The organism is Paractinoplanes deccanensis (genome assembly GCF_016862115.1).
GTDB classification, from domain to species: domain Bacteria; phylum Actinomycetota; class Actinomycetes; order Mycobacteriales; family Micromonosporaceae; genus Actinoplanes; species Actinoplanes deccanensis.
The window spans coordinates 25,549-49,909 of sequence record NZ_BOMI01000067.1; the positions used below are offsets into that span (position 1 = coordinate 25,549).

General features: G+C 72.1%; 22 protein-coding genes. 14 read left to right on the plus strand and 8 right to left on the minus strand.

Annotation, left to right across the window (positions count from 1 at the left end):
- The first annotated feature begins 100 nt into the window (after positions 1–100).
- The 7 genes from Ade02nite_RS17975 to Ade02nite_RS18005 all read left to right on the plus strand — a co-directional run bounded on the left by Ade02nite_RS17975 (position 101) and on the right by Ade02nite_RS18005 (position 6,367).
- Complete coding sequence (locus Ade02nite_RS17975) at positions 101–1,606, plus strand: DUF1800 domain-containing protein (RefSeq protein ID WP_203764222.1); 1,506 nt, start codon at positions 101–103, stop codon at positions 1,604–1,606.
- Between the two features lie 2 nt (positions 1,607–1,608).
- A complete protein-coding gene (locus Ade02nite_RS17980) occupies positions 1,609–2,847 on the plus strand; it encodes a DUF1501 domain-containing protein (protein WP_203764224.1) in 1,239 nt (412 codons plus the stop codon).
- A 95-nt stretch (positions 2,848–2,942) separates the two neighbouring features.
- The gene (locus Ade02nite_RS17985; protein WP_203764228.1) at positions 2,943–4,355 is read left to right on the plus strand and encodes a DUF2252 domain-containing protein; all 1,413 of its coding nucleotides are present in this window, start codon (positions 2,943–2,945) and stop codon (positions 4,353–4,355) included.
- 11 nt (positions 4,356–4,366) lie between these two features.
- Positions 4,367–4,771: a TIGR03618 family F420-dependent PPOX class oxidoreductase gene (locus tag Ade02nite_RS17990; protein WP_203764241.1), complete on the plus strand. Its 405-nt coding sequence runs from the start codon at positions 4,367–4,369 to the stop codon at positions 4,769–4,771.
- Between the two features lie 22 nt (positions 4,772–4,793).
- Positions 4,794–5,483: a helix-turn-helix domain-containing protein gene (locus Ade02nite_RS17995; RefSeq protein WP_239168849.1), complete on the plus strand. Its 690-nt coding sequence runs from the start codon at positions 4,794–4,796 to the stop codon at positions 5,481–5,483.
- Between the two features lie 26 nt (positions 5,484–5,509).
- Positions 5,510–6,175, plus strand: coding sequence for a dihydrofolate reductase family protein (locus Ade02nite_RS18000; RefSeq protein ID WP_239168850.1), 666 nt, complete (start codon positions 5,510–5,512; stop codon positions 6,173–6,175).
- Between the two features lie 42 nt (positions 6,176–6,217).
- Positions 6,218–6,367, plus strand: coding sequence for a hypothetical protein (locus Ade02nite_RS18005; RefSeq protein ID WP_203764243.1), 150 nt, complete (start codon positions 6,218–6,220; stop codon positions 6,365–6,367).
- 66 nt (positions 6,368–6,433) lie between these two features.
- On the opposite strand, the gene Ade02nite_RS18010 is transcribed toward Ade02nite_RS18005, so the two are convergent.
- Positions 6,434–6,943 (minus strand): hypothetical protein, encoded by a 510-nt coding sequence (locus Ade02nite_RS18010; protein ID WP_203764245.1) that lies wholly within the window; start codon positions 6,941–6,943, stop codon positions 6,434–6,436.
- Positions 6,944–7,172: 229 nt separating this feature from the next.
- On the opposite strand from Ade02nite_RS18010, the gene Ade02nite_RS18015 reads away from it, so the two are divergent.
- Positions 7,173–9,317: a two-component system sensor histidine kinase NtrB gene (locus Ade02nite_RS18015; protein WP_203764248.1), complete on the plus strand. Its 2,145-nt coding sequence runs from the start codon at positions 7,173–7,175 to the stop codon at positions 9,315–9,317.
- Positions 9,314–10,513 carry an HDOD domain-containing protein gene (locus Ade02nite_RS18020; protein WP_203764251.1) on the plus strand — a complete coding sequence of 400 codons (1,200 nt, stop codon included), beginning with the start codon at positions 9,314–9,316 and terminating at the stop codon, positions 10,511–10,513. The genes Ade02nite_RS18015 and Ade02nite_RS18020 overlap by 4 nt, the downstream gene beginning before the upstream one ends.
- 8 nt (positions 10,514–10,521) lie before the next feature.
- On the opposite strand, the gene Ade02nite_RS18025 is transcribed toward Ade02nite_RS18020, so the two are convergent.
- The 3 genes from Ade02nite_RS18025 to Ade02nite_RS18035 are packed head-to-tail and all read right to left on the minus strand — an operon-like array spanning position 10,522 to position 15,024.
- Positions 10,522–11,688, minus strand: a complete 1,167-nt coding sequence (locus Ade02nite_RS18025; RefSeq protein WP_203764254.1) for an EAL domain-containing response regulator — start codon at positions 11,686–11,688, stop codon at positions 10,522–10,524.
- Positions 11,685–13,877, minus strand: a complete 2,193-nt coding sequence (locus Ade02nite_RS18030; RefSeq protein ID WP_203764262.1) for a PAS domain-containing sensor histidine kinase — start codon at positions 13,875–13,877, stop codon at positions 11,685–11,687. Before Ade02nite_RS18030 ends, Ade02nite_RS18025 begins: the two co-directional genes overlap by 4 nt.
- A 13-nt stretch (positions 13,878–13,890) precedes the next feature.
- Positions 13,891–15,024 (minus strand): FIST N-terminal domain-containing protein, encoded by a 1,134-nt coding sequence (locus Ade02nite_RS18035; protein WP_203764276.1) that lies wholly within the window; start codon positions 15,022–15,024, stop codon positions 13,891–13,893.
- Positions 15,025–15,131: 107 nt separating this feature from the next.
- Here Ade02nite_RS18035 and Ade02nite_RS18040 point away from each other — a divergent pair, with 107 nt between their 5' ends.
- Positions 15,132–16,223 carry a response regulator gene (locus Ade02nite_RS18040; RefSeq protein WP_203764289.1) on the plus strand — a complete coding sequence of 364 codons (1,092 nt, stop codon included), beginning with the start codon at positions 15,132–15,134 and terminating at the stop codon, positions 16,221–16,223.
- A 24-nt stretch (positions 16,224–16,247) separates the two neighbouring features.
- Here the strand turns inward: Ade02nite_RS18040 and Ade02nite_RS18045 are convergent, their stop codons facing one another.
- Complete coding sequence (locus tag Ade02nite_RS18045) at positions 16,248–17,123, minus strand: alpha/beta fold hydrolase (protein WP_203764293.1); 876 nt, start codon at positions 17,121–17,123, stop codon at positions 16,248–16,250.
- A 36-nt stretch (positions 17,124–17,159) separates the two neighbouring features.
- On the opposite strand from Ade02nite_RS18045, the gene Ade02nite_RS18050 reads away from it, so the two are divergent.
- Both Ade02nite_RS18050 and Ade02nite_RS18055 read left to right on the plus strand, forming a co-directional pair.
- Positions 17,160–17,741, plus strand: coding sequence for a TetR/AcrR family transcriptional regulator (locus tag Ade02nite_RS18050; RefSeq protein ID WP_203764295.1), 582 nt, complete (start codon positions 17,160–17,162; stop codon positions 17,739–17,741).
- A 131-nt stretch (positions 17,742–17,872) separates the two neighbouring features.
- Positions 17,873–19,831: a PPC domain-containing protein gene (locus Ade02nite_RS18055; protein WP_203764297.1), complete on the plus strand. Its 1,959-nt coding sequence runs from the start codon at positions 17,873–17,875 to the stop codon at positions 19,829–19,831.
- A gap of 21 nt (positions 19,832–19,852) precedes the next feature.
- Here Ade02nite_RS18055 and Ade02nite_RS18060 read toward each other — a convergent pair whose 3' ends face one another.
- The gene (locus tag Ade02nite_RS18060; RefSeq protein ID WP_203764299.1) at positions 19,853–20,185 is read right to left on the minus strand and encodes an STAS domain-containing protein; all 333 of its coding nucleotides are present in this window, start codon (positions 20,183–20,185) and stop codon (positions 19,853–19,855) included.
- A 97-nt stretch (positions 20,186–20,282) separates the two neighbouring features.
- Between Ade02nite_RS18060 and Ade02nite_RS18065 the strand changes: the two genes are divergently transcribed.
- Complete coding sequence (locus tag Ade02nite_RS18065; RefSeq protein ID WP_203764308.1) at positions 20,283–20,750, plus strand: peroxiredoxin; 468 nt, start codon at positions 20,283–20,285, stop codon at positions 20,748–20,750.
- Here the strand turns inward: Ade02nite_RS18065 and zwf are convergent.
- Positions 20,747–22,240, minus strand: a complete 1,494-nt coding sequence (gene zwf / locus Ade02nite_RS18070; protein ID WP_203764311.1) for a glucose-6-phosphate dehydrogenase — start codon at positions 22,238–22,240, stop codon at positions 20,747–20,749. The genes Ade02nite_RS18065 and zwf overlap by 4 nt on opposite strands.
- A 155-nt stretch (positions 22,241–22,395) precedes the next feature.
- Here zwf and Ade02nite_RS18075 point away from each other — a divergent pair, with 155 nt between their 5' ends.
- Positions 22,396–23,334, plus strand: coding sequence for a DHH family phosphoesterase (locus Ade02nite_RS18075; protein ID WP_203764314.1), 939 nt, complete (start codon positions 22,396–22,398; stop codon positions 23,332–23,334).
- A 147-nt stretch (positions 23,335–23,481) separates the two neighbouring features.
- Here the strand turns inward: Ade02nite_RS18075 and Ade02nite_RS18080 are convergent, their stop codons facing one another.
- Entirely contained in the window at positions 23,482–24,306 is an 825-nt protein-coding gene (locus tag Ade02nite_RS18080; RefSeq protein ID WP_203764316.1) for a DUF1775 domain-containing protein, read from the minus strand.
- Positions 24,307–24,361 lie beyond the last annotated feature (55 nt).

Sequence of the window (24,361 nt, forward strand, 5' to 3'; positions counted from 1 at the left end):
TCCGAGTCGTCTCCCGCGGTACGGGTGCGCGCGGATTGCGGGTCCGTTAGTCACGGTTGCAGCGGCGACTCGCAGCCGCGTACGGGCCGATGGGCCTGTCATGACGACCCGACGCACGCTTCTCGCCGCCGGTGCCGCCACCGCCGCAGGGCTCGCCGTGGCCGCGGCACCCGCCTCCGCGGCGACCACGTCCGCCCTGTCGCTCGGGACTGACCAGGGAGCGCACTTGCTGCGCCGCGCCGCGTTCGGCCCCACGCCCGCCGCGCTCGCCGAGGTGCGGAAGCGGGGCGCCGAGGGCTGGCTCGACTGGCAGCTCGACCCCGCGAAGATCGACGACGCGGCCTGCGACGCCCTCATCGCGCGGCTGCCGCTGGCCGGCGCCTCGATCGCCACCGTGCGCGCCAAGCTGCCGAAGCACTCGTACGACGCCTTCAAGCAACTGGGCCGCGCCGCCGTGGCGCGCGCCGCGTGGAGCAACCGTCAGCTGTTCGAGAGCACCGTCGCCTTCTGGTCGAACGTCCTGCACGTCACCGCGCCGTCGAGCGGGGTGTGGGACAGCCGCGCCGACTACGACGCGCAGGTCATCCGCAAGCACGCGTTCGGGCGCTTCGCCGACATGCTCAAGGCGTCGATGCGGCACCCGGCGATGCTGACGTACCTGGACAACCGCAGCTCGACCAAGGCGCACCCGAACGAGAACTACGCGCGCGAGCTGATGGAGCTGCACACCGTCGGCCTGGTCTACACCGAGGCGGACGTGGCCGCGGCCGCGCGGCTGCTGACGGGACTGACGGTGACCACGGCCGGGCTCTACACGTACGACGGATCGAAGCATGTCACCGGCGCCGTGGACATCCTCGGCTTCAGGCACGCGAACGCGACGGCGGGTGGCGGTGAGGCCGCCGCCCTCGCCTTCGCCGACCACCTGGCGCGGCACCCCGCCACGGCTCAGCAGATCGCCACCAAGCTGTGCCGCCGCTTCGTGGCCGACCAGGCCCCGGCCACGCTGGTGACCAAGCTCGTGAAGGTCTACCTCGACAACGACACGGCCATCAAGCCGGTGCTGCGCGCGCTGTTCACCTCGCCGGAGTTCGCCGCGTCGATCGGGGCGAAGACCCGCACGCCGTTCGAGGACCTGATCGCCACCATCCGCGCGCTCGGGCTCGGCCCGGAGAGCTCCGGCGTCAAGGCCCTCGACGCGCTCTACAACGCCCTGGTCAACGCCGGGAACGCGCCGTTTCGGTGGAGTCCGCCGAACGGTTTCCCGGACGTGGCCGAGGCGTGGGCGTCGCCGTCCGGCTTCCTGCTCAGATGCAACAACCACCTCAACCTGGCCGCCGGCTGGTATCCCAAGGAGCTCACCCGCCCCACGGATCTGCTCAAGTCCCTGGTGCCGACCCTGCCCAAGACGTACGGGGCGCTGGTGGACGCTCTCGCCGTACGGCTGATCGGGGTGACGTTGCCCGCCACGCACACGGCCGCCGTGCTCAGCGTGGCCGGAAAGCTGCCGACCAGTCCTCTGACCTCGTCCGACAAGTCGCTCGCCGGCCACGCGCCGTACCTGATCGCCACGGTTCTCGACGCGCCGTCCTTCCAGCTGAGGTGACCATGTTCTCGTTCGACTGCCGTGAGAAGCCCGTCCGCCGGCGCACCGTGCTCGGCGGCGCCCTCGCCGGTGCCGCCGCGGCCGGGGTCTCCACCCAGATGGCGTACGCCGCGCCCGGCTACACCGGTGACACGCTGGTCGTGCTCTCGCTGCGCGGCGGCTTCGACGGGCTCTCCGCGATCGTGCCGATCGGCGATGCCGACTACTACAAGGCCCGGCCCACCATCGGCGTGCCGAAGAGCCAGGTGATCGCCGGAGACGGCACCTTCGGCCTGCACCCCGCGCTGGCCCCGCTGCTGCCGCACTGGCAGAACGGCAAGCTGGCCGCGGTGCACGCCGTCGGGCAGCCCAACCCGACCCGTTCGCACTTCGCCGCGATGGAGGCCATGGAGAACGCCGCGCCCGGCACGTCGGTGCGCACCGGCTGGCTCGACCGGATGCTCGGCGTCACCGGCGCCGCCGGGGCGCTCGCCGGCGTCTCCGTCGGCGAGGCCATGCCGAAGCGGCTGTTCGCCGGCCCGTCCGCCGACGTGTCGATGGCGTCGATCGACCAGTTCACGCTGGCCGGCGAGTCGGCCAAGCGCCCGCGGGCGGCGGCATTGCGAGCCATGTACGGGGACGCGCCCGCGCCGCTGTCCGGCCCGGCGCTCGCCGCGGATCGCGCGCTGGCCGCGGCCGCGCCGCTGAAGGCCGCCGGCTACACGCCCGCCAACGGCGCCACCTACCCCGACACCGAGCTCGGCGCGGCCCTGCGCGACGTCGCCCGCCTGATCAAGGCGAAGGTGGGCCTGGCGACCGCCGCGGTCGACTGCGGCGACTGGGACATGCACGAGGGTCTCGGCACCGGGGTCAAGGGCCAGCGCATGTACGACAACCTGACGGAGCTGGCGCTGGCGCTCGCCGCGTTCGCCGCGGACCTCGGGCCGGACGGCATGGCGTCGGTGACCCTGCTGACGATCAGCGAGTTCGGCCGCCGCGTCGCCGAGAACGGCTCCCGCGGCGTGGACCACGGGCACGGCAACGCGATGTTGCTGCTGGGCGGAGGCGTACGGGGAGGAAAGGTCCACACCCGCTGGCCCGGGCTCGCGCCGGGCGCGCTGGTGGCCGGCGACCTCGCGGCGACCACCGACTACCGGGCGGTGATCGGCGAGGTGCTGCAGAAGCGGTGCGGCGTGGGATCGCTGTCCCAGGTCTTCCCGGGCGTGGCGCCGTCCTCCTTCGGGGTGGCCGCGGCGCGCTGATTCCGCTGACGTTTCCCCGTGCGTCACCTTCCCGTCGCTCGTACGGGTTGTGCTGGGTGAGTGTGCGCTTCCCGCCCCCTCTAGGCTGGCCCGTGATGCAACAAGGTAACGGGCACGTCGTGGTGGACGTGGGACAGGACGACGGCTTCGTCTCGCTGCGGCGGCAGGCGCGCCCGCGCGCCGAGCGGTACGAGTTGGGCCGCTCGCTGCGCGAACGCGCCCACCGCTCGGAGATGGCGTTCTGGCGGCCGGCCGCCGACCGGGCCGACCCGGTCCAGCAGGTGATCGAGGCGAACCAGGGCCGCCAGCCGTGGCTCGTGCCGATCCGGGTCGGCCGCATGATCTCCTCGCCGTACGCGTTCCTGCGCGGCTCGGCGAACGTGATGGCCGACGACTTCGCCGGGCTGCCCGCCACCGGCATCACCCCGGTCATCTGCGGCGACGCCCACCTGGGCAACTTCGGCTTCTACGCGTCGCCGGAGCGCGAGCTCGTCTTCGACCTCAACGACTTCGACGAGGCGCACCCCGGCGCGTGGGAGTGGGACCTGCGCCGCCTCGCCGTCAGCGTGCACGTGGCCGGCCGGCAGAACGGCTTCCGCGAGAGCGCCTGCGCCGACGCGGTCGAGCACTGCGTCGAGGAGTACCAGGTGCAGATCGCGCACCTGGCCGAGCAGCCGCTGCTGGCCCGATCCTTCGACCAGCTCGACGTCGACCGGCTGCGCTCGGCGGCCACCCGCGCCAGTTTCAAGGCCGAGATCGAACGGGCGGCACGCCGCGCCCGCCGGCGCACGAGCGACCGCGCGCTGCCCCGCTTCACCGAACGCCACGACGGCACGGCCCGCCTCGTCGAGGAGCCGCCGCTGATCACCCGCCCCAGCGACGAGGAACGCGACCGGCTCGCGGAGGCGCTGGACGGCTACCTCACCTCGCTGCCGCCGCACTGGGCGCGGATCCTGGCCGGCTACCGCATCGTCGACATCGCGCACAAGGTGGTCGGCGTCGGCTCGGTGGGCCTGCGCGCCTACGTGGCGCTCTGCGAGGGCAGCAGCCCCGACGACGTGGTCTTCCTCCAGCTCAAGCAGGCCCGGCGCTCGGTGATCGCCCGCCACCAGCACGGCGACTCGGCGTGGCACCGCCACCAGGGCCAGCGCGTCGTCGAATACCAGCAGGCGCTGCAGACGGTCTCGGACCCGCTGCTGGGCTGGACGACGGTCGGCGACATCCAGTTCTACGTGCGCCAGTTCCGCGACATGAAGGGCGCCATCGTCGTCGAGGGCATCGACGCGGGCGCGCTCGCCGACTACGCCGGCATCTGCGGCTACCTGCTGGCCAAATCACACGCCCGGACGAGTGGCGCCTCCATGATCGCCGGGTACATCGGTGGCAGCGGCAAACTGGCCGAGGCGATGTGCCGCTTCGCCCGCACCTACGCCGACCAGGTCGAAAGCGACCACGCGGCCCTGGTGAAGGCGGTACGACAGGGCCGGTTGCCGGCCGAGACCGCGTGAGAGGAAAGCCGTTGAGCGGGCGAGTGTCCCTGGACAACCAGGAACTGCTGGACTTCTGGACCGAGCGTCACCTGTGCACGCTGACCACGCTGCGGGCCGACGGCTCCCCGCACGTGGTGGCCGTCGGTGCCACCCTCGACCCGCCGGCCGGCCTGGCCCGCGTCATCTCGTCGGCGACGTCGGCCCACGTCCGGCACGTCCGCAACGGCCAGACCCGCGTCGCCATCTGCCAGGTCGACGGCCCCCGCTGGACGACCGTCGAAGGACTGGCCGTGGTCAAGGACGACCCCGGCGCCGTCACCGAGGCGGAGAAGCGCTACGCGGTCCGGTACCGCACGCCGCGCCCCAACCCGCAGCGCGTCGTCATCGAGGTCGCGATCACCAAGATCCTGGGGGCGAGCCGTTTCACCGCGTAGGCCGCAGGCCGTTCCCGGCGGCTTGCTGTTCGAGCATCGCGACACCGGCGCGAGCCTCGTCGACCGTGTCTGGCGGACCGCCAGCGACGGCGCGGGCACGATGACCTCCGCGGCGCGCACGTGCTGCCAGCTGATCGTCACGCGGGTCCGCGGGCACCTGCACGTCAGCCTGCGCGGACCGGAGACGAGGGCGACCACCGCGCCGGTCCCGGCGGACGCCGAGTTCCTCGGCATGCGTCTCACGCTCGGCACCGGCCTGCGGCCGCATCCCGCGGCCTCGATCGTCGACGGGGCCGTGTCGTTCCCGGTGACGGACCGCGGCCGCGTCGTCATCGGCGGCGCGGAGTGGGAAGCGCCGACGTACGAGAACGCCGAGCAGTTCGCCCGGCGCCTCCAGGACGCGGGCCTGCTGGTGCGATCGGCCCTCGAAAGCCCGCGGCGCCCGTCCCGGCGGACCCTTCAGCGGCGATACCGCGCGATCACCGGCCTGTCCGAGACCGCCGTGATCCAGATCGATCGCGCGAACGCCGCGGCCACGATGCTGCGCGACGGCCACGACTGGCGCACTGTCGTGCCGGAGCTGGGCTATTTCGACCAGGCGCACCTGGCCCATGCGCTGCGGCGGTACGTCGGGCACACCGCGCGAGGGCTCCGGGCGGGCGGCAACGCGCTGTCGTTCTTGTACAAGATCTCCCCGCGACCGGGCAGCTAGCCTCCGTCCATCTGGACTTTCGGAGGATGATCGTGCTGCTCAGTGTCAACGTCTTCGTCAGCCTCGACGGCGTCGTGCAAGGACCGGGAAACCCCGGCGAGGACCGCTCCGGCGGCTTCGACCGCGGCGGCTGGCTCGTTCCGCACGCGTCCGCGCACACCGACGAGATCGTACGAGGCTGGTTCGGTGAGGCCGGGGCGTTCCTCTTCGGCCGTACGACCTACGGCCTCCTCGGCGGCCACTGGCCGAACGTCACCGCGCCGGGCGACCCGATCGCCACACCGCTCAACACCCTGCCGAAGTACGTCGTCAGCACCACGCTGACGGACGAGCAGGCCGCCTGGACCCCGGCGACGGTCCTCCGCGGCGATGTGATCGAGCGGGTACGCGGGCTCAAGGCGCTGCCCGGCAAGGAGCTCCAGGTGCACGGCAGCTGGAAACTCGTGCAGACGCTGCACCGGGCCGGTCTCGTCGACCGCTACCGGCTGCTCCAGTACCCGGTCGTCGTCGGCGCCGGCAAACGCCTGTTCCCCGACGGAGCGACCCCCGCGACCTTCGCCGCCACGGACGCGAGCACACGCGCCCTGCCCGGCGGCGTCGTCTCGCTGACCCTGACTCCCACGGCGCTCGGCACGCCGGCCGCGGGCGCGTACACCGTCGACGGGGGCCGCTCGACGACAGTCCTCGACTGACACCACACACCGCACGCTCGGCGGCTCGGCCATGATGGCGGCGTGGGCTACGAACTGCACATCACGCGGTCCATCCGCGCGCACGAGAGCACCCGCTTCCCCCTCGCCGACGCCGAGGTCGTGGCCGCCGTGGACCTGGCCGTCGCCCTGGCGGCCCGGGTGGCGGACCCGGACGAGCCGGAACGCCGCTGACAACCGGCGCGCCCCGCAACCCGAGGTCGTCCAGCCCGCCGAGGAACCGCGGCACGGCCCGGCGTCTTACGATGCTGGGCTCTGCTCGTCGGCTGACGGTGCTGTCAGCCCGAAGAGGCGCGCTCGGCGCCTGCTCAGGGCTTGGAGCGCCGCCCGGCCGTCAGTGCGCAACCAGTCGGCGGACGGCACGTCGGCGAGCAGATGCGTGTGTGCGTCGCTGGCCAGCGACTGCCAGGCGGCCGACATGGCCGTGTGGTGTTCACGGTGCCGGGCGCCGTCGAGAAAGGTCGCGGCCGCGCCCAAGCCGGCCGCGACGAGGGCGATGATCGCGGCGGGGATGCGACCGCTGGTGCTTGCCAGGCCGGTAGCACCGGCTACGCCGGCCAGGACGGCGGACGGCAGTCCGAGGGCGAAGTAGACGCGCCCCCACCGGCGCGCCCAGCGTGCGTGCCAACTGGCGGCGTCCACGCTCGCGGTGCGCACCTCGATGATGCCTTGTCGTATCCCCTCTTCGGGATCGGCCACGGTGACGTCGGTGTAGACGAACTCACCGGGAGGCTTCCGCCGTCGCGCCACACCGGCATCGTGCCTCCGACTCGCTGCACGTGCAGTCGGGCCGGTGACCACGCGTGAGCCGATGGCCGACACCGCCTTGAACAGCCTGGTGAAAACGCGGCGTTGACAAACCCTGCCGAGCGGCACGCCGGCGCCCCTGAGCCTCCCGGCGCTCTCGGGCTTCAGGCGCCGGGGTCTCGTGCCGATTGGTAACGGTGCGGGACCACATGGAGCGCTAGGGAGAAGCTTCGTGATCAAGCTGGGCCGATGGAGGCGGGCGAGTGCCGCGGGCGCCCCGATGCTGGGACAGCTGCGGTTGCTGTTCCTGCTGTTCTGCCTGCTCTGGTCCCTGATCGGTCTCTTCGGTGTGGAGCACGACACCGACACCGCGACACGCGTCGCGGCTGCGGCCGCCATCGTGGTGGTCGAGCTGTGTCTCGTCTGGGGCTATCGGCGCGGCAACTTTCCCCGGGCGCTGTGGCTTGTCGAGGCGCCCTGTGTGTGCCTGGTCGCGGCGGCGTCCGACTACGGGATCACCGTCGGGCTGCTCTACGTGTGGATCAACTTCCGGGCGCTGTACGGCAACCGCGTCGACCAGGTCCTCGGCGGCCTCTGCGTCATGGCGATCATGGGCGTGGGCGTGGTTTTCGAAGGCCTGCCCGTGTCCGACGCCGTGCCGTTGACGGCGACCGCCCTGATCGGCCTGATCATCAACCACACGCTGGCGCGGGGTATCCGGGCGCGGGACAGCGCCGCGCTGCGCGAGCGGGTCGTCGCTGCCGCGGGCGCCAGCTTCGCCGCCGTCACCGACCGTGGCCAGGCCGCCCAGGCCGCTGCCGGGGCGGCGGTCGCCCTGGACGAGCGGATCAGCGCGGCCGTGGTCGCCACGATCGCGGCCGGGCGGCTGCGGCCGATCGGCCATGCCGGCGCGGCCGGACCGGAGACCCTCGACCGCACCGTGGAGCTCGCCGCTGCCGGGCCGCAGCATCAGCAGGCTCTGCGGCCGGGCGGCTCCGCGCGGATCACCGGCGCGGACGCGACCGCGTTCGCCGGGCTGCTGGGGCTGCCGGCGACGGACCGGCTGCATCTGGTGCCGCTCGCCGCCCGGGGCAAGGTCTTCGGGATGCTCGTCGTCGCCTACGACCGGGCACCGCAGGACGACCTCGCCCCCTCCCTGTCCACGCTCGCCGACGAGGCGGCGCTCACCCTCGACCAGCTCCTCACGCGCTCGCGGCTGAACGTCGTGGTGGACCACTCATACGACGCGCTGCTGCTCTGCTCGGCGCAGGGAACGATCCGGTTCGCCAACCCGGCCGCCGCCCGGCTGCTCGGCGTGCCGCGCGACGCGCTCACCGGCCGGGAGCTGCACTCGCTGATCCACCCCGACGACCTCGCCGACACGCTGGCGCCCGGCCAGAAGGGCGCCCAGATCCGCCGGCTGCGCGGTCCCGGCACCGAGGCGTGGATCGAGTTCGAGGTCTTCGTGGCCTACGTGACCGAGCACGACGGCTCCCGCAGCCTCGTCCTCAACGCCCGGGACATCTCCGAGCGGCAGCGCCTGGAGCTGGAGCTGCGGCACGCCCAGAAGCTCGAGTCGGTGGGCCGGCTGGCCGCCGGCATCGCCCACGAGATCAACACACCGATGCAGTTCATCGGCGACAACGTGCGGTTCCTCGACGAGTCCTTCGGCGAGCTGCTGGAGTTGATGGCCGAGGTGCGGGACCGGCTCGGCTCCGCCGACGACGACCTCGCCCGGCGGATGCTCGAGCTCGACGTCGACTTCCTGCTGGAGGAGGCGCCCATGGCGATCCGGCAGACCCTGGAGGGCGTCGACCGGGTGGCCACGATCGTGCGGGCCATGAAGGCGTTCGGCCATCCGGGCACGGACGCCAAGAGCCCCGCCGACCTCAACGAGGCCATCCGCAACGCGCTGATCGTCGCCGCCAACGAGATCCGGCAGGTGGCGGACGTCGAGACCGACCTGGCCGAGCTTCCTCTGGTGATGTGCCACGTCGGCGACATCAATCAGACGATGCTCAACCTGCTGGTCAACGCGGCCCACGCGATCGAGGCGGCGGGCCGGGGCCGCGGCCGGATCCGGGTGAGCACCCGGCTCGACGGGCACGAGGTGGTCATCGAGGTGGCCGACACCGGCACCGGGGTGCCGCCGGAGATCGCCGACAAGCTCTTCGACCCGTTCTTCACCACCAAGCAGGTCGGCAAGGGCACCGGGCAGGGCCTGTCCCTGATCCGCAGCCTCATCGCCGAGCGGCACCAGGGCTCCATCGGCTTCACCAGCGAGCCCGGCGCCGGCACCGTCTTCACGGTCCGGTTGCCGGTCGAGGCGCGCGTCGCACCCGAGTACACGCAAGCACAGGCGGAGGTTCCCGTATGACCGGCAAGCCGCACGTGATGTTCGTCGACGACGAGCCGCGCATCCTCGACGGCCTGCGGCGCATGCTGCGCACCGAGCGGACCCGGTGGGACATCTCCTTCGCGCCGGGCGGCGCCGAGGCCCTGGAAGCCATGCGGGACCGGCCGTGCGACGTGGTGGTGACCGACTTCCGGATGCCCGGCATGGACGGCGGCGACCTGCTCAACGAGGTCCGCTCGCGCTATCCCGGCACGGCCCGGGTGATCCTGTCGGGGCAGACCGGCGAGGACAACGTGCTGCGCGTCGTGGCGCTGTCGCACCAGTTCCTGAGCAAGCCCACCAGCCGCGAGCAGCTGGTGCAGACCGTGGACCGGCTCCTCGCGGCCCAGGCGGCATCGGGCGACGACTCGGCGCGCCGGGACGCCTCCATCGTGCAGTCGCTGCCGAGCGCGCCGGCCATCCTGCCGGAGCTGATCAGGGCGCTGGACGCGGAGGACTCGTCGGCGGGCTCGATCGCGGCCGTGGTGGAGCGGGACCCGGCCGCCGCGGCGAAGGTGCTCCAGCTGGCGAACTCCTCGGCCAGCATGGTGGGCCAGCAGATCAGCAACGTGTCGCAGGCCGTCGCGCTGCTGGGCCCGCCGACCGTGCGCGGGCTGGTGCTGATGCACGACGTGGTGCGCAGCCTCGACCCGGCGGGGCTGCTCCCGGCGCGCTGGATCCAGGAGCTCAGCGACCATTCCGTACGGACGTCGCACCTGGCCCGGCTGCTCGCCGGCGGCGCGCCGTGGGAGCACGAGGCGTTCACGGCCGGGCTCCTGCACGAGGTGGGGCAGCTGGTGCTGGCCTCCTCGCGGGGCGACGGCTACCCCGCCGTGCTGGCCGTGTGGGCGGACGGCGGCGCGCCGGAGCCGGCCACCCTGGACGCCGCCGAGACCTCCGCCTTCGGCACCTGCCACAGCGAGGCCGGCGCCAACCTGCTGCAGCTGTGGGGCCTGCCTGCGCAGGTCGTCTCCGCGGTGGCGGAGCACGCGAGCGCCGACACGTGGCAGAAGGTGCACGACGCCACCTCCGCGGTCGCGCTGGCGCACCGTGTCGTGGAAGCCGAGTTCGGCCCGATGTGTGACGCGCCCGGCCACCAGGAGAGACTCGCCGAGCAGGATCTCGGCCCGGCGGAGCGGGAGGCCGTCGACCGCTGGCGGGCGTCGCTCACGCGGTGACCGGGCGGTCAGTGGAGGTCGGCGAGGCCGGTCAGCAGGGTGCTCGGGCTGGCGTCGCCGCCGTAGTAGGGCCCCTGCGCGGCGGTGCATCCGGCGGCGACGGCCCGGTGGTGCTCCTCGCTCGTGCGGATCCCGTCGATCGCGAGCCGTAGGCCCCGTTGGCGCACCGTGGCGAGCACTCCGGCGCTTCCCGGCGAATCGATCAGGGCCACGTCGGTCAGCTTGACGCCGCCGAAGGCGATACCGCTGGTCAGGCACGCCTCGAGCAGATCGTCGCGGGAATGGACCAGGCAGAGGCCGACGCCCCAGACGCCGAGCGCCCGCAGCCGCTGCTCGACCTCGGCGTCGCCGATCGTCACCGTGTCGTCGATCTCCATGACCACGCGCTCGGGCGGCAGTCCGCTGAGGACGAACGTCCGGGCCAGGTCGTCGGCCATGAGCGGGTCGTTCAGGTGGTCCGTGCCGATCCGGAGATGGACGCGCATGCCGCCGGCGGCGGTGAGCGGCGGCCAGGAGGCGACCTCCTGGCAGGCGGCGGCCATCACCCACCGGCGCAGCGGCATGGTCGGCTCCGCGGCCGGCCATCGCCGCGCCGGCGGTCCCGGCTCCGGCCGCGGCTCACCCCCGTGCAGCACAGCCTGGACGGCCGTGACCTGACCGGCGGGAAGGCTGACGATGGGCTGGTACCACAGCTCGTACTCGGTGCTGCCCGGCCGCACGAGCGGATCGGCGGCGCCGGCGAGGACGTGGCGGTCGCTGATCGCCGACGCGAGCAGGCGGTGCTCCTCGCAGGCGGTGCGGTAGCGCGTGACCCCGTCCTCCAAGGCCCGGTCCAGGACCTCGGGCGGGCACGGTTTGTCGAGCAGCCGGAACACCTGCCCGTCGTTGATGGCGCGGATGGCGGCGCTCAGCTCCGTCTGGCCGGTGAGCAGGATCCGGGTGGTGCGGGGCGCGGCGGCGCGCATCTCGGCCAGGAACGTGGCCCCGTCCATGCCCGGCATCCGCATGTCGCTGATGACCACCGCGAACGGGTCCTGGCCGGCGATCGCCGCGAGCCCTTCCTCGCCGCAGGGCGCGGTCACCACCTCGTACCGGCGGTGCAGTTGCCGCCGAAGGCCCGCCAGGATGCGGGGATCGTCGTCCACGAGCAGCACGCGCGGCCGGGCGACGGTCATCCGGCCTGGCCTTCCGGCACGAGCGGGATGGCGACGGTGAACGTCGTGCCGGCGCCCGGGCTGGAGTCCACGTGGATGGTGCCGCCGTGCTTCTGCACGATGCTGGCGTACGCCATGCTCAGCCCCTGACCGGTGCCCTTGCCGACCTCCTTGGTGGTGAAGAACGGGTCGAAGATGCGCTGCCGGACGGCCTCGTCCATGCCGGTGCCGTCGTCGCTGACGGCGATCTCGACAGTGGACGGGGTGCGCGAGGTGCGGATCCTGATGTGCCCGAGCCCGCCTCCGCGCTGGGGTGCGGCCGCCTCGATGGCGTGCGCGGCGTTGACGATGAGGTTGAGGATGACCTGCTTGAGCTCGCCCTCGTAGCAGGGCACCAGGCCGACGTCGTCGCCGAGCTCGAGGGTCAGTTCCGCGTGGTACTTCCACTCGTTGCGGGCGACCTGGGAAGTGCTCTCCACGGCCCGGTTGACGTCGACGTCGCCGCGGCCGTGCCCGGGGTGGGAGAAGTCCTTCATGGCCCGCACGATCTGCGCCACCCGGCTGAGCCCTTCGAGCGACTCGGTGATCGCCGTCGGCACCTCGGCGAGCAGGAACTCCAGATCGATGTCGCGCAGCCGCTCGGCGAACGCCTCGTCGGTGCCGGCGAAGCGGGTCTCCGCCTCCTGGAGCACCTCCAGGATCTGGCCGAACGACTGCTCGATGAAGCGGGTGTTGTCCGACACGAACTGGATCGGTGTGTTGATCTCGTGGGCGATGCCGGCGGCGAGCTGGCCGATGGCCTCGAGCCGGTTGGCCTGGTTGAGCTGGCGCTCGAGGTCGCTGGCCCGGGTGACGTCCGCGCCGATGCCGATCACCCCGCCGGCGTCGGGCTGCGGCAGCACGCTCATCAGGATCGTGCGCGGGGGGCCGTCCCCGCCGGAGACCGTGACGTGGTGGTCGACCACGGGCTCGCCGCTGGCCAGCACCTGGGCCTCCAGCTCGGCGAGGATCGGCCCGAGGTCGTCCTGCACGCCGATGTCGGTCTCGAGCTTGCCGGTCAGGTCGGTGTCCGCGGTGAGGCCGCGCATGGACAGGAACGCGGTGTTGTGTCCCTGGTAGAGACCGCGGGCGTCCTTCCAGAAGATCAGGTGCGGGATCGACGAGATCACGCCGGTCAGGACGGCCTTCTCCACCGACAGCTCGTGGGCGAGCGCCTCGGCCCTCTCCTTGGCGGCGAGGCTGGCCTGCTCGGCGTTGCGGCGGACCGTGACGTCGCGTTCGATGGTGACCCAGCGCACGATCCCGTCGTCGTCGACGACGCGGTAGAGCGCGACGCGCAGCCAGCGCCGGCGGCCGTCCTTGGTGCGGGTCTCGAACTCGGGGAACACCTGCGATCCGCGCTCGGCCAGGGCCTCGATGTCCACCTCGGCCACGTCTTCGGCGCCGAGCATGTCCACCCGCTGGCGGCCCTCGCATTCGGCAAGGGTGTAGCCGCTCATCTCGGTGAACGCGTCGTTGACCCACTCGATGCGGCCCTCGGCGTCCGAGATGACGACCGCTTCCTCCATGTGCCGGGCGACGGGCGCCAGCCGGGTGGCCTCCCGGGTCGCCCGGCGCAGCTCCTCCTGCGTGTGCACCGCCTCGGTCTCGTCGGTGAGCGTCAGGACGGCCCGGGCGGCCCCGTGACCACGGACCGGATCGACCCGCATCCGCCACCAGCGCGGTCCCTGCCGGGTTTCGACCTCGTGGCTGGGCGCGGGACGGCCGGGCTCTCCGGCCAGCACGTGACGGACGTCGTCGGCGGCATCGCGCAGCAGGGCACCCAGCCCGTCGGGACGGTCGGCGGCGAGATCGAAGAAGCAGGTCTCGTCGAACGTCCCGCCGGGCACGCGGGCCAGCATGGCGCCCCATACCTGGTTGGTGTCGACGATCCGGCCGTCGTCGTCGAGGATGCACAGCCCGGCGTCGATGGAGTCGGTGACCGCGCGCAGGAGCTGCTCGGCGGCGCGGATGCGCTCGGTGCGCTCGACGAGTCGCCGTTGGAGCGTCAGGTTGCGCTGCCAGGTCGCCAGCGCGGCGCTGTCCGGCTCGGCCGTGGTGCGCCGTTCGGCGGCGATGACGAGCGCCTCGATGGTGCGCCGCTGTTCCTCGACGGTCCGCCGCAGCTCGTCGGCCGACTGCGCGCCGGCCATCGTGCCGGTGTCCACCATGTTCGTCGGCTCCTCAGGCGAAGGCCACGGCCACCAGGGTCTGATTCATGTGCATGCCGTTGAACTGCTCGCCGTAGGTGCTGAACCCCACGGCGCCGTGCTCGGCGAGGAGCGCGCCGACCCGGTCGGCGAGCTGGTGCTCCTCGAACTCGAGGCGCCGCAGGACGCAGTCGAACGCGAGCATCCCGCTGATCGGGCCGAGCTCGGCCTCGATGTCGGTGAACTGGCGCTCCAGCTTGTCGAGCATGCCCATCGGGCGGCCGACGCGCAGGACGTCACCGACCTCCACCCGCGCGAACATGCTCAGCGAGCCGTCGGCGTTCGCGGCGGCGATGCTGCGGACCCAGCTGGACCCGCCCGCGTTCAGCAGCAGCGGGTGCTTCGAGTAGATGGTCGGGTTCAGCTCGGTGACGTGTGTGCCGACCGCGTCCGCGTACGCCTGCGCCGCCGGCCGCCCGTTGAAGGCTCGGATGACGCGCAGATCGGGGTCGACGTCGGTGGCGATCAGGATGGTGTCGGTCGTCTCGTGGTGCTGCAGGCGGATGAGCCGGAACGGCGCGTCGGTGCAGACGATGGTGACGGTGGCGAGGTTGGCCGTGAACTCGCCGTCGTGGTAGACGGCCGTGTGCCGGAAGGTCAGGTCGTCGCCGGCCGACCCGCCGATGATCGGCACGTCGCCGAGCGCGGCCATCAGGTTCGCGGCGAGCAGGTCCTCGTTGCGGATCAGCCCGTCGGTGAGCAGGATCGCGAAGCTCTCGCTGTCGCCCACCCCGGAGCGCAGGTCGGCCAGGTCGGCGGCCGCCCGCTCGACCGCGCCCGGCGCGTCGTCGAGGGGCCCGACCGTGACGGTACGGGCGCGCAGGCCGCCGGTGAACGACACGGCGCAGATCCCGGCGCGGTCGTAGCCGTGCGGTCCGATGTTTCCGGAGCTGGTGCAGCCGATCACCCGGTCGCCGAAGTGATCCTTCAGCGCGGCGCCCATGGAGCCGAGGTCGTAGCCGGGTGCCACGAAGACCGCGTACAGGTCGGCCCGGGAGCCGAGCGCGGCGGCGAGCTCGGCGACGGCGGCCGACGGGTCGCTCTCGTGCGAGACGGCGGACGCCACGGCCGTGTGATGGCCCGTGCGGGGTGCTGTCAGCGTCGACATGTCTACCTCCGGAGTAGCCGTGGTCCCGGATTTCCGATCGGCCGCCGCCGCGGAGAGTTGAGGACATTCCGCAACATGCCGGAAGGCGGCGGACATATGCTGCCCGCGTGGCCGAGCGCATCCTGATGGTCGACGACGAGCCGAGAATCCTCGACGGGCTGCGGCGGACGCTGCACGGCCGCTACCAGATCGACCCGGCCACGTCCGGCGCCGAGGGCCTGACCCGCATCGCCGAGGTGCCGGAGCCGTACTCCGTGGTCGTCTCCGACATGAAGATGCCGGGCATGGACGGCGCCGAGTTCCTGGCCCGCGCCCGCGTGGCCAGCCCCGACTCGGTCCAGATCATCCTCAGCGGCCAGGCCGAGCTCACCTCGACCATCGCCGCGGTCAACGACGGCAACCTGTTCCGCTTCCTCACCAAGCCCTGCGACCCCGCCGACCTCACCCGCGCCCTCGACGCCGCCCTGGAGCAGCACCGGCTGGTGATGGCCGAGCGCGAGCTGCTGCAGCGCACCCTCGACGGCGCGGTCGAACTGCTCACCGACCTGATGAAGGCGACCAACCCGCTCGCCGCGTCGCGCACCGAGCGGCTGCGCGTCCTGGTCGACGCGATCGCCCCGCCGGAGGCGTGGGAGCCACGGATCGCCGCGATGCTCGGTCAGGTGGGCCTGATGGCCATCCCCGAGCCGGTCCTGGCGAGGGTGCGCAGCGGCGAGGAGCTCGACCCCGAGAACCTGGAGCTGTTCCGAAGCCATCCGCGGCTCGCGTACGACCTGATCCGGCGCATCCCGCGGCTGGAGCGGGTGGCCGGCTGGGTCGCCGAGCAGCCGGTCGTCTTCGGCCCGGAGCCGCCCGAGGGCATGGACGAGGACCAGGCGCCGTACGCCACGGCCGTCGCGTTCCTCGTCGGTGTGGACGGCGGCCGGCCGCCGGTCACGGCGGCGGCCGACCTGACCGGATATCCGAAGCAGCTGGTCGACCGGATCCTGAAGGTCTACGCCGCGGCGCAGGTCCGCAAGCCGCGGCGGGTGACGGGCGCCGAGCTCATGGTCGGCATGGTCGTCGACCAGGACGTGCTGACCACCAACGGGCTCGTCCTGATCCGCCAGGGCGAGGTGCTCAGCGAGTCGATGGCGATCCGGCTGCGTCACTTCGCGTCGGGGGTCGGCCTGGTGGAGCCCATCGCCGTGCTCGTCTGAGCGGCACGGGAGCAGAGCGCGCGGTCACGCCGGCAGGAACGCCTCGATGCCGTCGGCCACCAGCGCCGGCGAGTGGACGGGCAGGTCGTGCGAGGCGCCGGGGACGATGCGCACCTGAGCGTGCGGCATGACCCGGGCGAGGCGCTCCGCGACGGTGGGGGCCGGGTAGAGGACGCTGTGCTCGCCCAGCAGGATCAGCGTCGGGGTGGCGATGCGGCCGAGCTCCTCGTCGGTCAGCGCGGCGGGCACGGGCAGGCGGCGGCGGAACGCCATGGTCAGCGGGAGCAACGGCATCAGCTCGTCGTCGCGCAGGGTCGCGTTGCGCACCGGGCCGGCGAGGCGGCGGCGGACGGGGCGGGGAGTGAGGCCGGCCAGCCCGCCGGCGATCAGCCAGGCCCAGAAGCGCGCGCCGACGCGGCCGAGGCCGCCGGGGTCGAGCAGGGTGAGGCTGGCCGCGCGGCCGGGATGCTCCAGCTCGTGGCGCAGCGCCGTCCATCCGCCGTACGACATGCCGACGAGGTGGACGCGCTGCTGTCCGAGCGCTTCGAGGGTCTCGGCGAGGGCGGTGGCGGCGTCGTGGGCGTCGGCGATCGGGCGGGTCTGCCGGGCGCGGCCGGGTTCGCCGACCGGGTCGAGCGCGATGACCGGGTGGTGGCGGCCGAGGCGCTCGACGTACTGGTACCAGGTGAGGGCGCTGCCACCCGCGCCGGGGAGCAGGACGATCGGCGTGCCGTCGGCCCGGCCGGTGCGGTAGGCGACCGCCTCGCCGTAGCTGGTCCGCAGCGGAATCGGGGTCGGCGGCTCGGGCCAGAGCCGGGCCAGCGCCTCGTCGTAGGCGGTATGGAATCGTTGCCGGGCGCGGTCGTTGGTGAAGTCGCTGATGCGGTCAACAGCCTTCATGGTACGAACGTATCATGAAGGCCGAGGGGGTGCGGGGTGCCGAAGCGCGTCGATCATGAGGAGCGCCGGCGGCACATCGCCGGCGCTCTGCTGCGCATCGCCGAGGAGCGAGGGCTTCAGCACGCGAGCATGCGGGAGGTCGCGACCGCCGCGGGAGTCTCCCTGCGGCTGGTGCAGTACTACTTCCACACCAAGGACGAGCTGCTGCTCGGCGCGCTCGGCTATCTCGCCGAGGAGCTGGGCGAACGGGTGCGCGCGCGGCTGCTGGCGCTGGGCGGGCCACCGCCGCCGCGCGAGTTCGTCGCCGAGACGCTGCTCGCCGTGCTGCCCCTGGACGCCGACGGCGTGCGGCTGGCGCGCACCTGGGCGGCGTTCTACAGCCTGGTGCTGGCCGAGCCGGAGCTGACCCGGCACGGCGCCACGCACCCGGATCGGCTCGAGCACCTGCTGGCCACGCAGCTGCGGGCGGCGGGCCGGCCGGAGCCGGAACTGGCCGCGGCCGCCCTGCTCGCGCTGACCAACGGGCTCACGTCGAGCGTCCTCGGCGGTCAGCGTGACGGGGACGCGGCGGTCGCCGTGCTGCGCCACCATCTCGATCTGGTGTTCGGGCGGGAGTAGTGGAACGCCGGAGCGCGGCGATACACGTGTGTTAACCATTATCGACATACATAGATATTGATGGTCGTCTTCAGTAACGTCCTGATTGCCGGCCGTGGCGGGGGCCACGGCCGGGACGAAGGGGGACCTGAATGCGACGAAGCATCGCCGCCCTGTCCGCTGCCGCGCTCGGCCTGGCGCTCATCACGCCCGGCGCGGCGAACGCCGAACCGGCGCCCGGACCCGGCGAGCTCAGCCCGGCCGACAAGGCGTCGCTCGCGGTGGGCGTGGGCATCGTGCCCAAGGCGCCGTACGGGGCGAGGCCCAAGGGGCCCAACCCGTACCTCGCCGAGGTGGAGGACGCGGCCACCGTCGACTACTCGGGCTGGGCCAACTACATGAAGACCCAGGCCAAGGCCAAGCAGGCGCAGCGCGCCAAGACCACCGCCGCGCTGAAGGCCGCGACGCCCGCCGTCGTGGTCGACGAGGACGAGCTCGACGGCACGTCCGGCGGCAACGACGTGCCGGTCAACGCCCAGCGGATCACCGGGTACGGCACGGCCGCCGGGCAGTATCCGAACATCCGCATCCTCGGCAGCCTGGACAACGAGGCCGTGTCCACGCCGTCCGTGGCCGCGCCGCCGGAGGACAACGGCGCCATCCCGCTCGCCGGGGACACCGGCATCGGCTCCGGGCGCAGCGGTGCGACCATCGAGTCGCAGATCGGCGACGGGCCGCACGGGCGGCAGACCGGCGACGGCAGCAACGACTTCGACTTCTACAAGCTCACCGCGCCGGCGGGCAAGGTGCTGACCATCACGACCGCGACGCCGACCGGGCCGCTGGACACCGTGCTCCAGCTCTTCGCCCCGGACGGCACCGTGCTCGCCGTCAACGACGACTTCACCGGCATCGACAGCCGCATCTCCTACCGGGTCACCACCGGGGGCACGTTCTACCTGGCCGTCTCGGCGTACGGCGGGCTGCCGGCCGACCCGTTCGACTCGGGCAGCGGCGGCGGGATCGGCGACCCCACGCCGCCCACCGAGGGCCCGTACACCCTGACCCTGACCTCGGGCGGCGTCGACCAGGACTTCTTCGCGGTCAAGCTGCGGCCCGGCGACATCATCGGCGGCTCGGTCAAGGGCTCGGCGACCTACCTGACCGTGTACGACACCGTGCCGCGCGAGGTGCACGGCTCCGATCAGGACGCGTCGTTCATCTACCCGGTGGACTCGCCGCTGCCCGCGGGCGGCAACGCGGTCACCGACTACGTGGCCACCAAGGCCGGATGGCACTACATCGGCGTCGCGAGCGGTTCCGGGGCGTACGACGTCACGGTCGAGGCGTACCGGCCGGTGCTCCAGGGCGCGAAGCCGGTGCAGACGCTCTACCTGGACTTCGACGGCGCGCGGGTGAACACCGGCGTGTTCGGCGGGCCGGGCAACCGTGACCTGACGGCGTTCTCGGCGTTCCTGACGAGCTGGGGCCTGACCCGCGCCGACGAGGACGCGGTGATCGACGCGGTGGTCGCGGGCGTCACCGAGAACATCAAGCACGACCTCGAGGAGAGCGGCCTCAACACCCGCTTCAAGATCAAGATCGCGAACAGCAAGGACAACGCCGACCCGTGGGGCAAGGCGAACGTCAGCCGGGTGGTGGTCGGCGGCACCATCGAGGAGTCCGGCGTCGACACGATCGGCATCGCGCAGAGCATCGATCCGGGCAACTTCGAGACGGAGGAGACCGCGCTCGTGCTGCTCGACGTGCTCAGCGCGCCGGGCACCGACTCGGCGGCCTCGCTCAACCGCTACCTCACGCCGCAGAGCGACCGGATCCGCTTCGTCGCCCAGGCGCTGAGCAACGTGATCTCGCACGAGGCCGGGCACTTCTTCGGCGACTTCCACACCGACAACCAGGACGCGCTGCCCAACCTGATGGACGCGGGCGGCACCGGCTTCGCCACGCTCTTCGGCGTCGGCCCCGACGGGGTGGGCGGCACCGCCGACGACCTCGACGTCGACTTCGGCGAGAGCGCCTTCCTCCCCGCCGAGGGCTTCACCGGCACCGAGGACACCCTCGGCCGCATCGTTTTCGGCGTGACGAGCTGACCCTTCCCGGCGTGGAGGCTCCTACTCCTTGAGGGCGGCCTCCACGTCGGGATACAGCGCCAGGTAGTCGGTCAGGCCGAGCGTGTCGAACAGGCGCCGCAGGAAGGCCGACGGCGCGGCCAGCCGCACCCAGCCGTCGCGCTCGGTGGCCCGGGCGTGCGCGTTGACCAGTACGCCCACGCCCATCGAGTCGCAGAAGTCGAGCCCGGACACGTCCACGACGATCCGGGGCGAGGGGCGCTCGACGAGCCGGTTGAGATTCGCCTTGAGCGCCGGCGCGGTGTCGATGTCCAGGGAACCGCGGAGCACCAGCACGGCCGTGTTCGGGGGGTGGTGCGCGACCGAGACCTGCATGGGGGGTGTCGCTTTCGGTGGGGCTTCGATGGAGTTCTCAGCCTAGGGGAGGCGGGCACCAATGGCCGAATCGGCTACCGGGCAGTAGCTTGTTGCCATGGCAAACAAGGGTGATGTCGTCGACGACTTCGAGCTCCCTGACCAGGACGGGGTGCCGCGCCGGCTCAGCACGCTGCTCGCCGACGGTCCCGTCGTCCTGTTCTTCTATCCCGCCGCGCTCAGCACCGGCTGCACCGCCGAGGCCTGCACCTTCCGCGACCTGGCCGCCGAGTTTCGCGACGCGGGCGCGCAGCGTGTGGGCATCAGCCGCGACGCCGTCGAGAAGCAGAAGCAGTTCTCCGACAAGCACGCCTTCGACTACCCCTTGCTCAGCGACCCGGAGAACAGCGTCGCCGCGAAACTCGGCGTCAAGCGCAAGCTTCCGCTGGGCCCGCTCAGCACGAAGCGGATGACCTTCGTGATCGATACCGACCGTACGATCCTCGAGGTCATCCACTCCGAGACCAACATGAACGACCACGCGGCGAGGGCCCTGGAGGCCCTCGCGGCGCGCAAAACCGCCTAGATGCTGTTCTTCCAGGCCCGGCCCGAGCGCCCGATCAGGCGGTCGGCGTCGGCCGGGCCCCACGAGGCGGCCTCGTAGGTCGGGATCGGGGAGTGGTCGTTCTCCCAGTGCTCGATGATCGGGTCGACGATCCGCCAGCACTGCTCGACCTCGTCGGTGCGGATGAACAGCGTCGGGTCGCCGAGCAGGGCATCGAGGAGCAGCCGCTCGTACGCCTCCGGCGACTCCTCGGCGAACGTCTGCTCGTACGAGAAGTCCATGCTCGCCGTGCGCACCCGGAACGAGTGCCCGGGCACCTTGGCGCCGAACCGCAGCGAGATGCCCTCGTTGGGCTGGATCCGCAGGATCAGCGCGTCGGCCTCGAGGTCGGTGAGCTGGTTGGCCGGGATCGGCAGGTGCGGCGGCCGCTGGAACTGCAGCGCCACCTCGGTCACCCGGGCCGGCAGGCGCTTGCCGGTGCGCACGTAGAACGGCACCCCGGCCCAGCGCCAGTTGTCGACGTTGAGCCGCATCGCCGCGTACGTCTCGGTGCGCGACAGCGGGTCGACGCCGACCTCCTCGCGGTAGCCGGCCATCAGCTCGTCGCGGGTGCCGCCGCGGGTGTACTGGCCGCGCACCGCGAGGTCGGCGATGTCGCGGTTGGTGGGCAGCCGGATCGCCTGGAGCAGCTTCGCCTTCTCGTTGCGCAGGCCCTCGGCCCCGAACGACGCCGGCGGCTCCATCAGCGCGAGCGCGAGCACCTGGAGCACGTGGTTCTGCACGATGTCGCGCATGGCGCCGGCGTGCTCGTAGAAGCCGCCGCGGGTGCCGACGCCGAGCGTCTCGGCGACCGTGATCTGCACGTGGTCGACCCAGGAGCGGTCCCAGATCGGCTGGAAGATCGAGTTGGCGAAGCGCAGCGCCAGCACGTTCTGGACGGTGTCCTTGCCCAGGTAGTGGTCGATGCGGAAGACCTGCGGCTCGTCGAACGCGCCGTGCACCACGGAGTCGAGCTCGCGCGCCGTCGTCAGGTCGCGGCCGTACGGCTTCTCGATGACCAGCCGCGAGAACGAGCCCTCGCGGGCCCGGTTGAGCCCGGCGCCGGCCAGCCCGTTGATCACCGGCTCGAACGCCTCGGCGGGCGTCGAGAGGTAGAACAGCCGGTTGCCCGACGTGCCGCGCTGGGCGTCGAGCTCGTCGAGGGTCTCGGCGAGCCTCTTGTACGTCTCCGGGTCGTCGTAGCCGCCCGACACGTACCGGATGCCGCCCTGAAGCTGCGGCTTGTCCGAGAGGGAGGGGCCGGTGAGCGCGCTGGACGCGAACTGCTCGTCCTCCATCGGGGTGCGGGCCACGCCGACCAGGGCGAACTCGCTGGGCAGGCGGTTGTGCCGCGCGAGGCTCTCCACGGCCGGGAGCAGCTTGCGCCGGGTCAGGTCACCCGACGCGCCGAAGATCACCAGCGTGGCGGGTGGTGCGCTGCGCTCCTGGATGAGCTGAGGGACGTTGTCCATGATTGTGCGTGTCCTCCGACCGTCGTGACCGTCCGGGAAAACCCTACGCAGACTTGACCCCGTGCGGTTCAGATCCATCCCTCGATGCGACGCGGGATACAGCGACAAAGGTGGCAAAATAGGGTGAACTAGTCCGCGCGCCTGAGGGGGCCCCCGTGAAGTACCGGCTCGTGACCCGTAGCGACTTCGACGGATTGGTCTGCGCGGTGCTGCTGCGCCACCTCGACATGATCGACGAGATCAAGTTCGTCCACCCCAAGGACGTCCAGGACGGTGAGGTCGAGGTCACCGAGAACGACATCCTGACCAATCTGCCGTACGCGCCGGGCGCGCACATGGTGTTCGACCACCACCACTCCGAGACCCTGCGCAACGAGGGCAACCTGGCGAACCACGTCATCGACGCGGACGCCCCGTCGGCCGCCCGGGTGATCTACGAGCACTTCGGCGGCGCCGCCCGCTTCCCCAAGGTCTCCGACGACCTGATGCGCGCGGTGGACCAGGCCGACTCCGCGCACTACGAGCTCGACGACATCCTGCACCCCGAGGGGTGGACCCTGCTCAACTTCCTGATGGACAGCCGTACGGGGCTGGGCCGCTTCCGCGAGTTCCGGATCTCCAACTACCAGCTCATGATGCAGCTCATCGACGCGTGCATCGAGCACCAGGACGTCGGCGAGATCCTTGCCCTGCCCGACGTCGCCGAGCGCGCCGAGCTCTTCCAGAGCCAGTACGACCTCTTCGTCGAGCAGCTCAAGCGGGTCAGCCGGCTCGACGGCGACGTGGTCGTGGTCGACCTGCGCGACGAGGAGGTCATCCACGCCGGCAACCGGTTCATGGTGTACGCGCTGTTCCCGGAGTCGCGCGTCTCCGTGCACGTGATCTGGGGCCGGCAGAAGCTCAACACGGTCTTCGCCTGCGGCAAGTCGATCCTCGACCGCAGCTCACCGGTCGACGTCGGCGAGGTGATGCTGCGCTACGGCGGTGGCGGTCACGTCGCGGCGGGCACCTGCCAGGTGCCGCACGAGGACGCCGAACGGGTCGAGCGCGAGATCGTCGAGGCCCTGAAGTCACCCCGTACCGTCTCCGTCTGAGCGTGCTCGAGGGGTGGGGTCACGAAACCCCACCCCTCGTCCGCGAGTCGCGGGCCGTGCCCAACGGCCCCACCCGCCGGTCGTGAGCCGCGCCCCACGCGCGTCGTCACGACGGTTTCCCGCGTCCACCAGCGCGGGAGTCTTCTGTCAGCCCTTGTAGGCCCACTTGCCGGAGCCGGCCGTGACGGGCTCCTTCTGGTCCTCGGCCTTGGTCTCCTCCTCGTCGGGCTCGTCGTCGTCCTCGGCCGCGCGGTGCCGGCCGCGGAACATCACGACGGCGCCGCCGAGCAGCACCAGGCCGGCGACGACCCAGCCGCCGATCGCCCAGAGCGACGTGCCGCGCTCGGCGTCCGCGACCGTCTGGGCGAAATATTGCGCCTCGGCGTCGCTCGTGCCGGTCGTCGCGGTGCTCCCGCCGTGGGCGTTGTGCCCGGCCGGCGCCCCGCCGGTGCCCGGCGTCAGCTTCAGGTCCGCCGGCGGCATCGCGGGGCCGGCCTTCCCGTCGGCGTACGTGGTGGCGACCGTGAACCGCATCGACGACAGGGTGGGCAGCGGCCCGATCGCGACGCGGACGTCGGTGCCCTTGCCGGGGGCGAGGTCCTTGCCCGGCATCGCCAGCCAGGTGATCGACGCCGCGGTCTCGGTGGCCTTCGTGTCGCCGTGGATGGTGGGCAGCGGCGTCGAGAGGTCCTTCATCTCGATCTTCGGCGCCCAGTTGTCGACGGAGAGCGGATAGACCTCGGCGACCGGCGTGTCCGCCGGCAGCCTCAGCGTGATCGTGTGGATCGGCTGGGTGCCGGTGTTGGTGACGTGGAAGGTCAGGTTCTCGCCCTCGCCCTGCGGGGCGGTGGCGGGCGAGACCGTCACGTCGGCCAGGGCCGGGGTCGCGATCAGCGCGCCGAGTAGCGCGGCGGCGGCGGGGACGCCCGCGCGGCGGGCCAGGTGGCGGTGTGTCAGGAGAAAGGGCCTCACGGGGGGTAGTTCGGATCACACGCGGGAAAGGTTCAACGAGTCCGGCAAAGTTTTC

Coding starts and splice junctions, on each gene's coding strand:
- Ade02nite_RS18030 (WP_203764262.1), bottom strand. CDS start 13,877: ATGGTGGACACCGGCACGATGGCCGGCGCGCAGTCGGCCGACGAGCTG.
- Ade02nite_RS17980 (WP_203764224.1), top strand. CDS start 1,609: ATGTTCTCGTTCGACTGCCGTGAGAAGCCCGTCCGCCGGCGCACCGTG.
- Ade02nite_RS18025 (WP_203764254.1), bottom strand. CDS start 11,688: ATGACCGTCGCCCGGCCGCGCGTGCTGCTCGTGGACGACGATCCCCGC.
- Ade02nite_RS17975 (WP_203764222.1), top strand. CDS start 101: ATGACGACCCGACGCACGCTTCTCGCCGCCGGTGCCGCCACCGCCGCA.
- Ade02nite_RS18065 (WP_203764308.1), top strand. CDS start 20,283: ATGGCAAACAAGGGTGATGTCGTCGACGACTTCGAGCTCCCTGACCAG.
- Ade02nite_RS18060 (WP_203764299.1), bottom strand. CDS start 20,185: ATGCAGGTCTCGGTCGCGCACCACCCCCCGAACACGGCCGTGCTGGTG.
- Ade02nite_RS18055 (WP_203764297.1), top strand. CDS start 17,873: ATGCGACGAAGCATCGCCGCCCTGTCCGCTGCCGCGCTCGGCCTGGCG.
- Ade02nite_RS17985 (WP_203764228.1), top strand. CDS start 2,943: ATGCAACAAGGTAACGGGCACGTCGTGGTGGACGTGGGACAGGACGAC.
- zwf (WP_203764311.1), bottom strand. CDS start 22,240: ATGGACAACGTCCCTCAGCTCATCCAGGAGCGCAGCGCACCACCCGCC.
- Ade02nite_RS18045 (WP_203764293.1), bottom strand. CDS start 17,123: ATGAAGGCTGTTGACCGCATCAGCGACTTCACCAACGACCGCGCCCGG.
- Ade02nite_RS18000 (WP_239168850.1), top strand. CDS start 5,510: ATGATCGTGCTGCTCAGTGTCAACGTCTTCGTCAGCCTCGACGGCGTC.
- Ade02nite_RS18020 (WP_203764251.1), top strand. CDS start 9,314: ATGACCGGCAAGCCGCACGTGATGTTCGTCGACGACGAGCCGCGCATC.
- Ade02nite_RS18035 (WP_203764276.1), bottom strand. CDS start 15,024: ATGTCGACGCTGACAGCACCCCGCACGGGCCATCACACGGCCGTGGCG.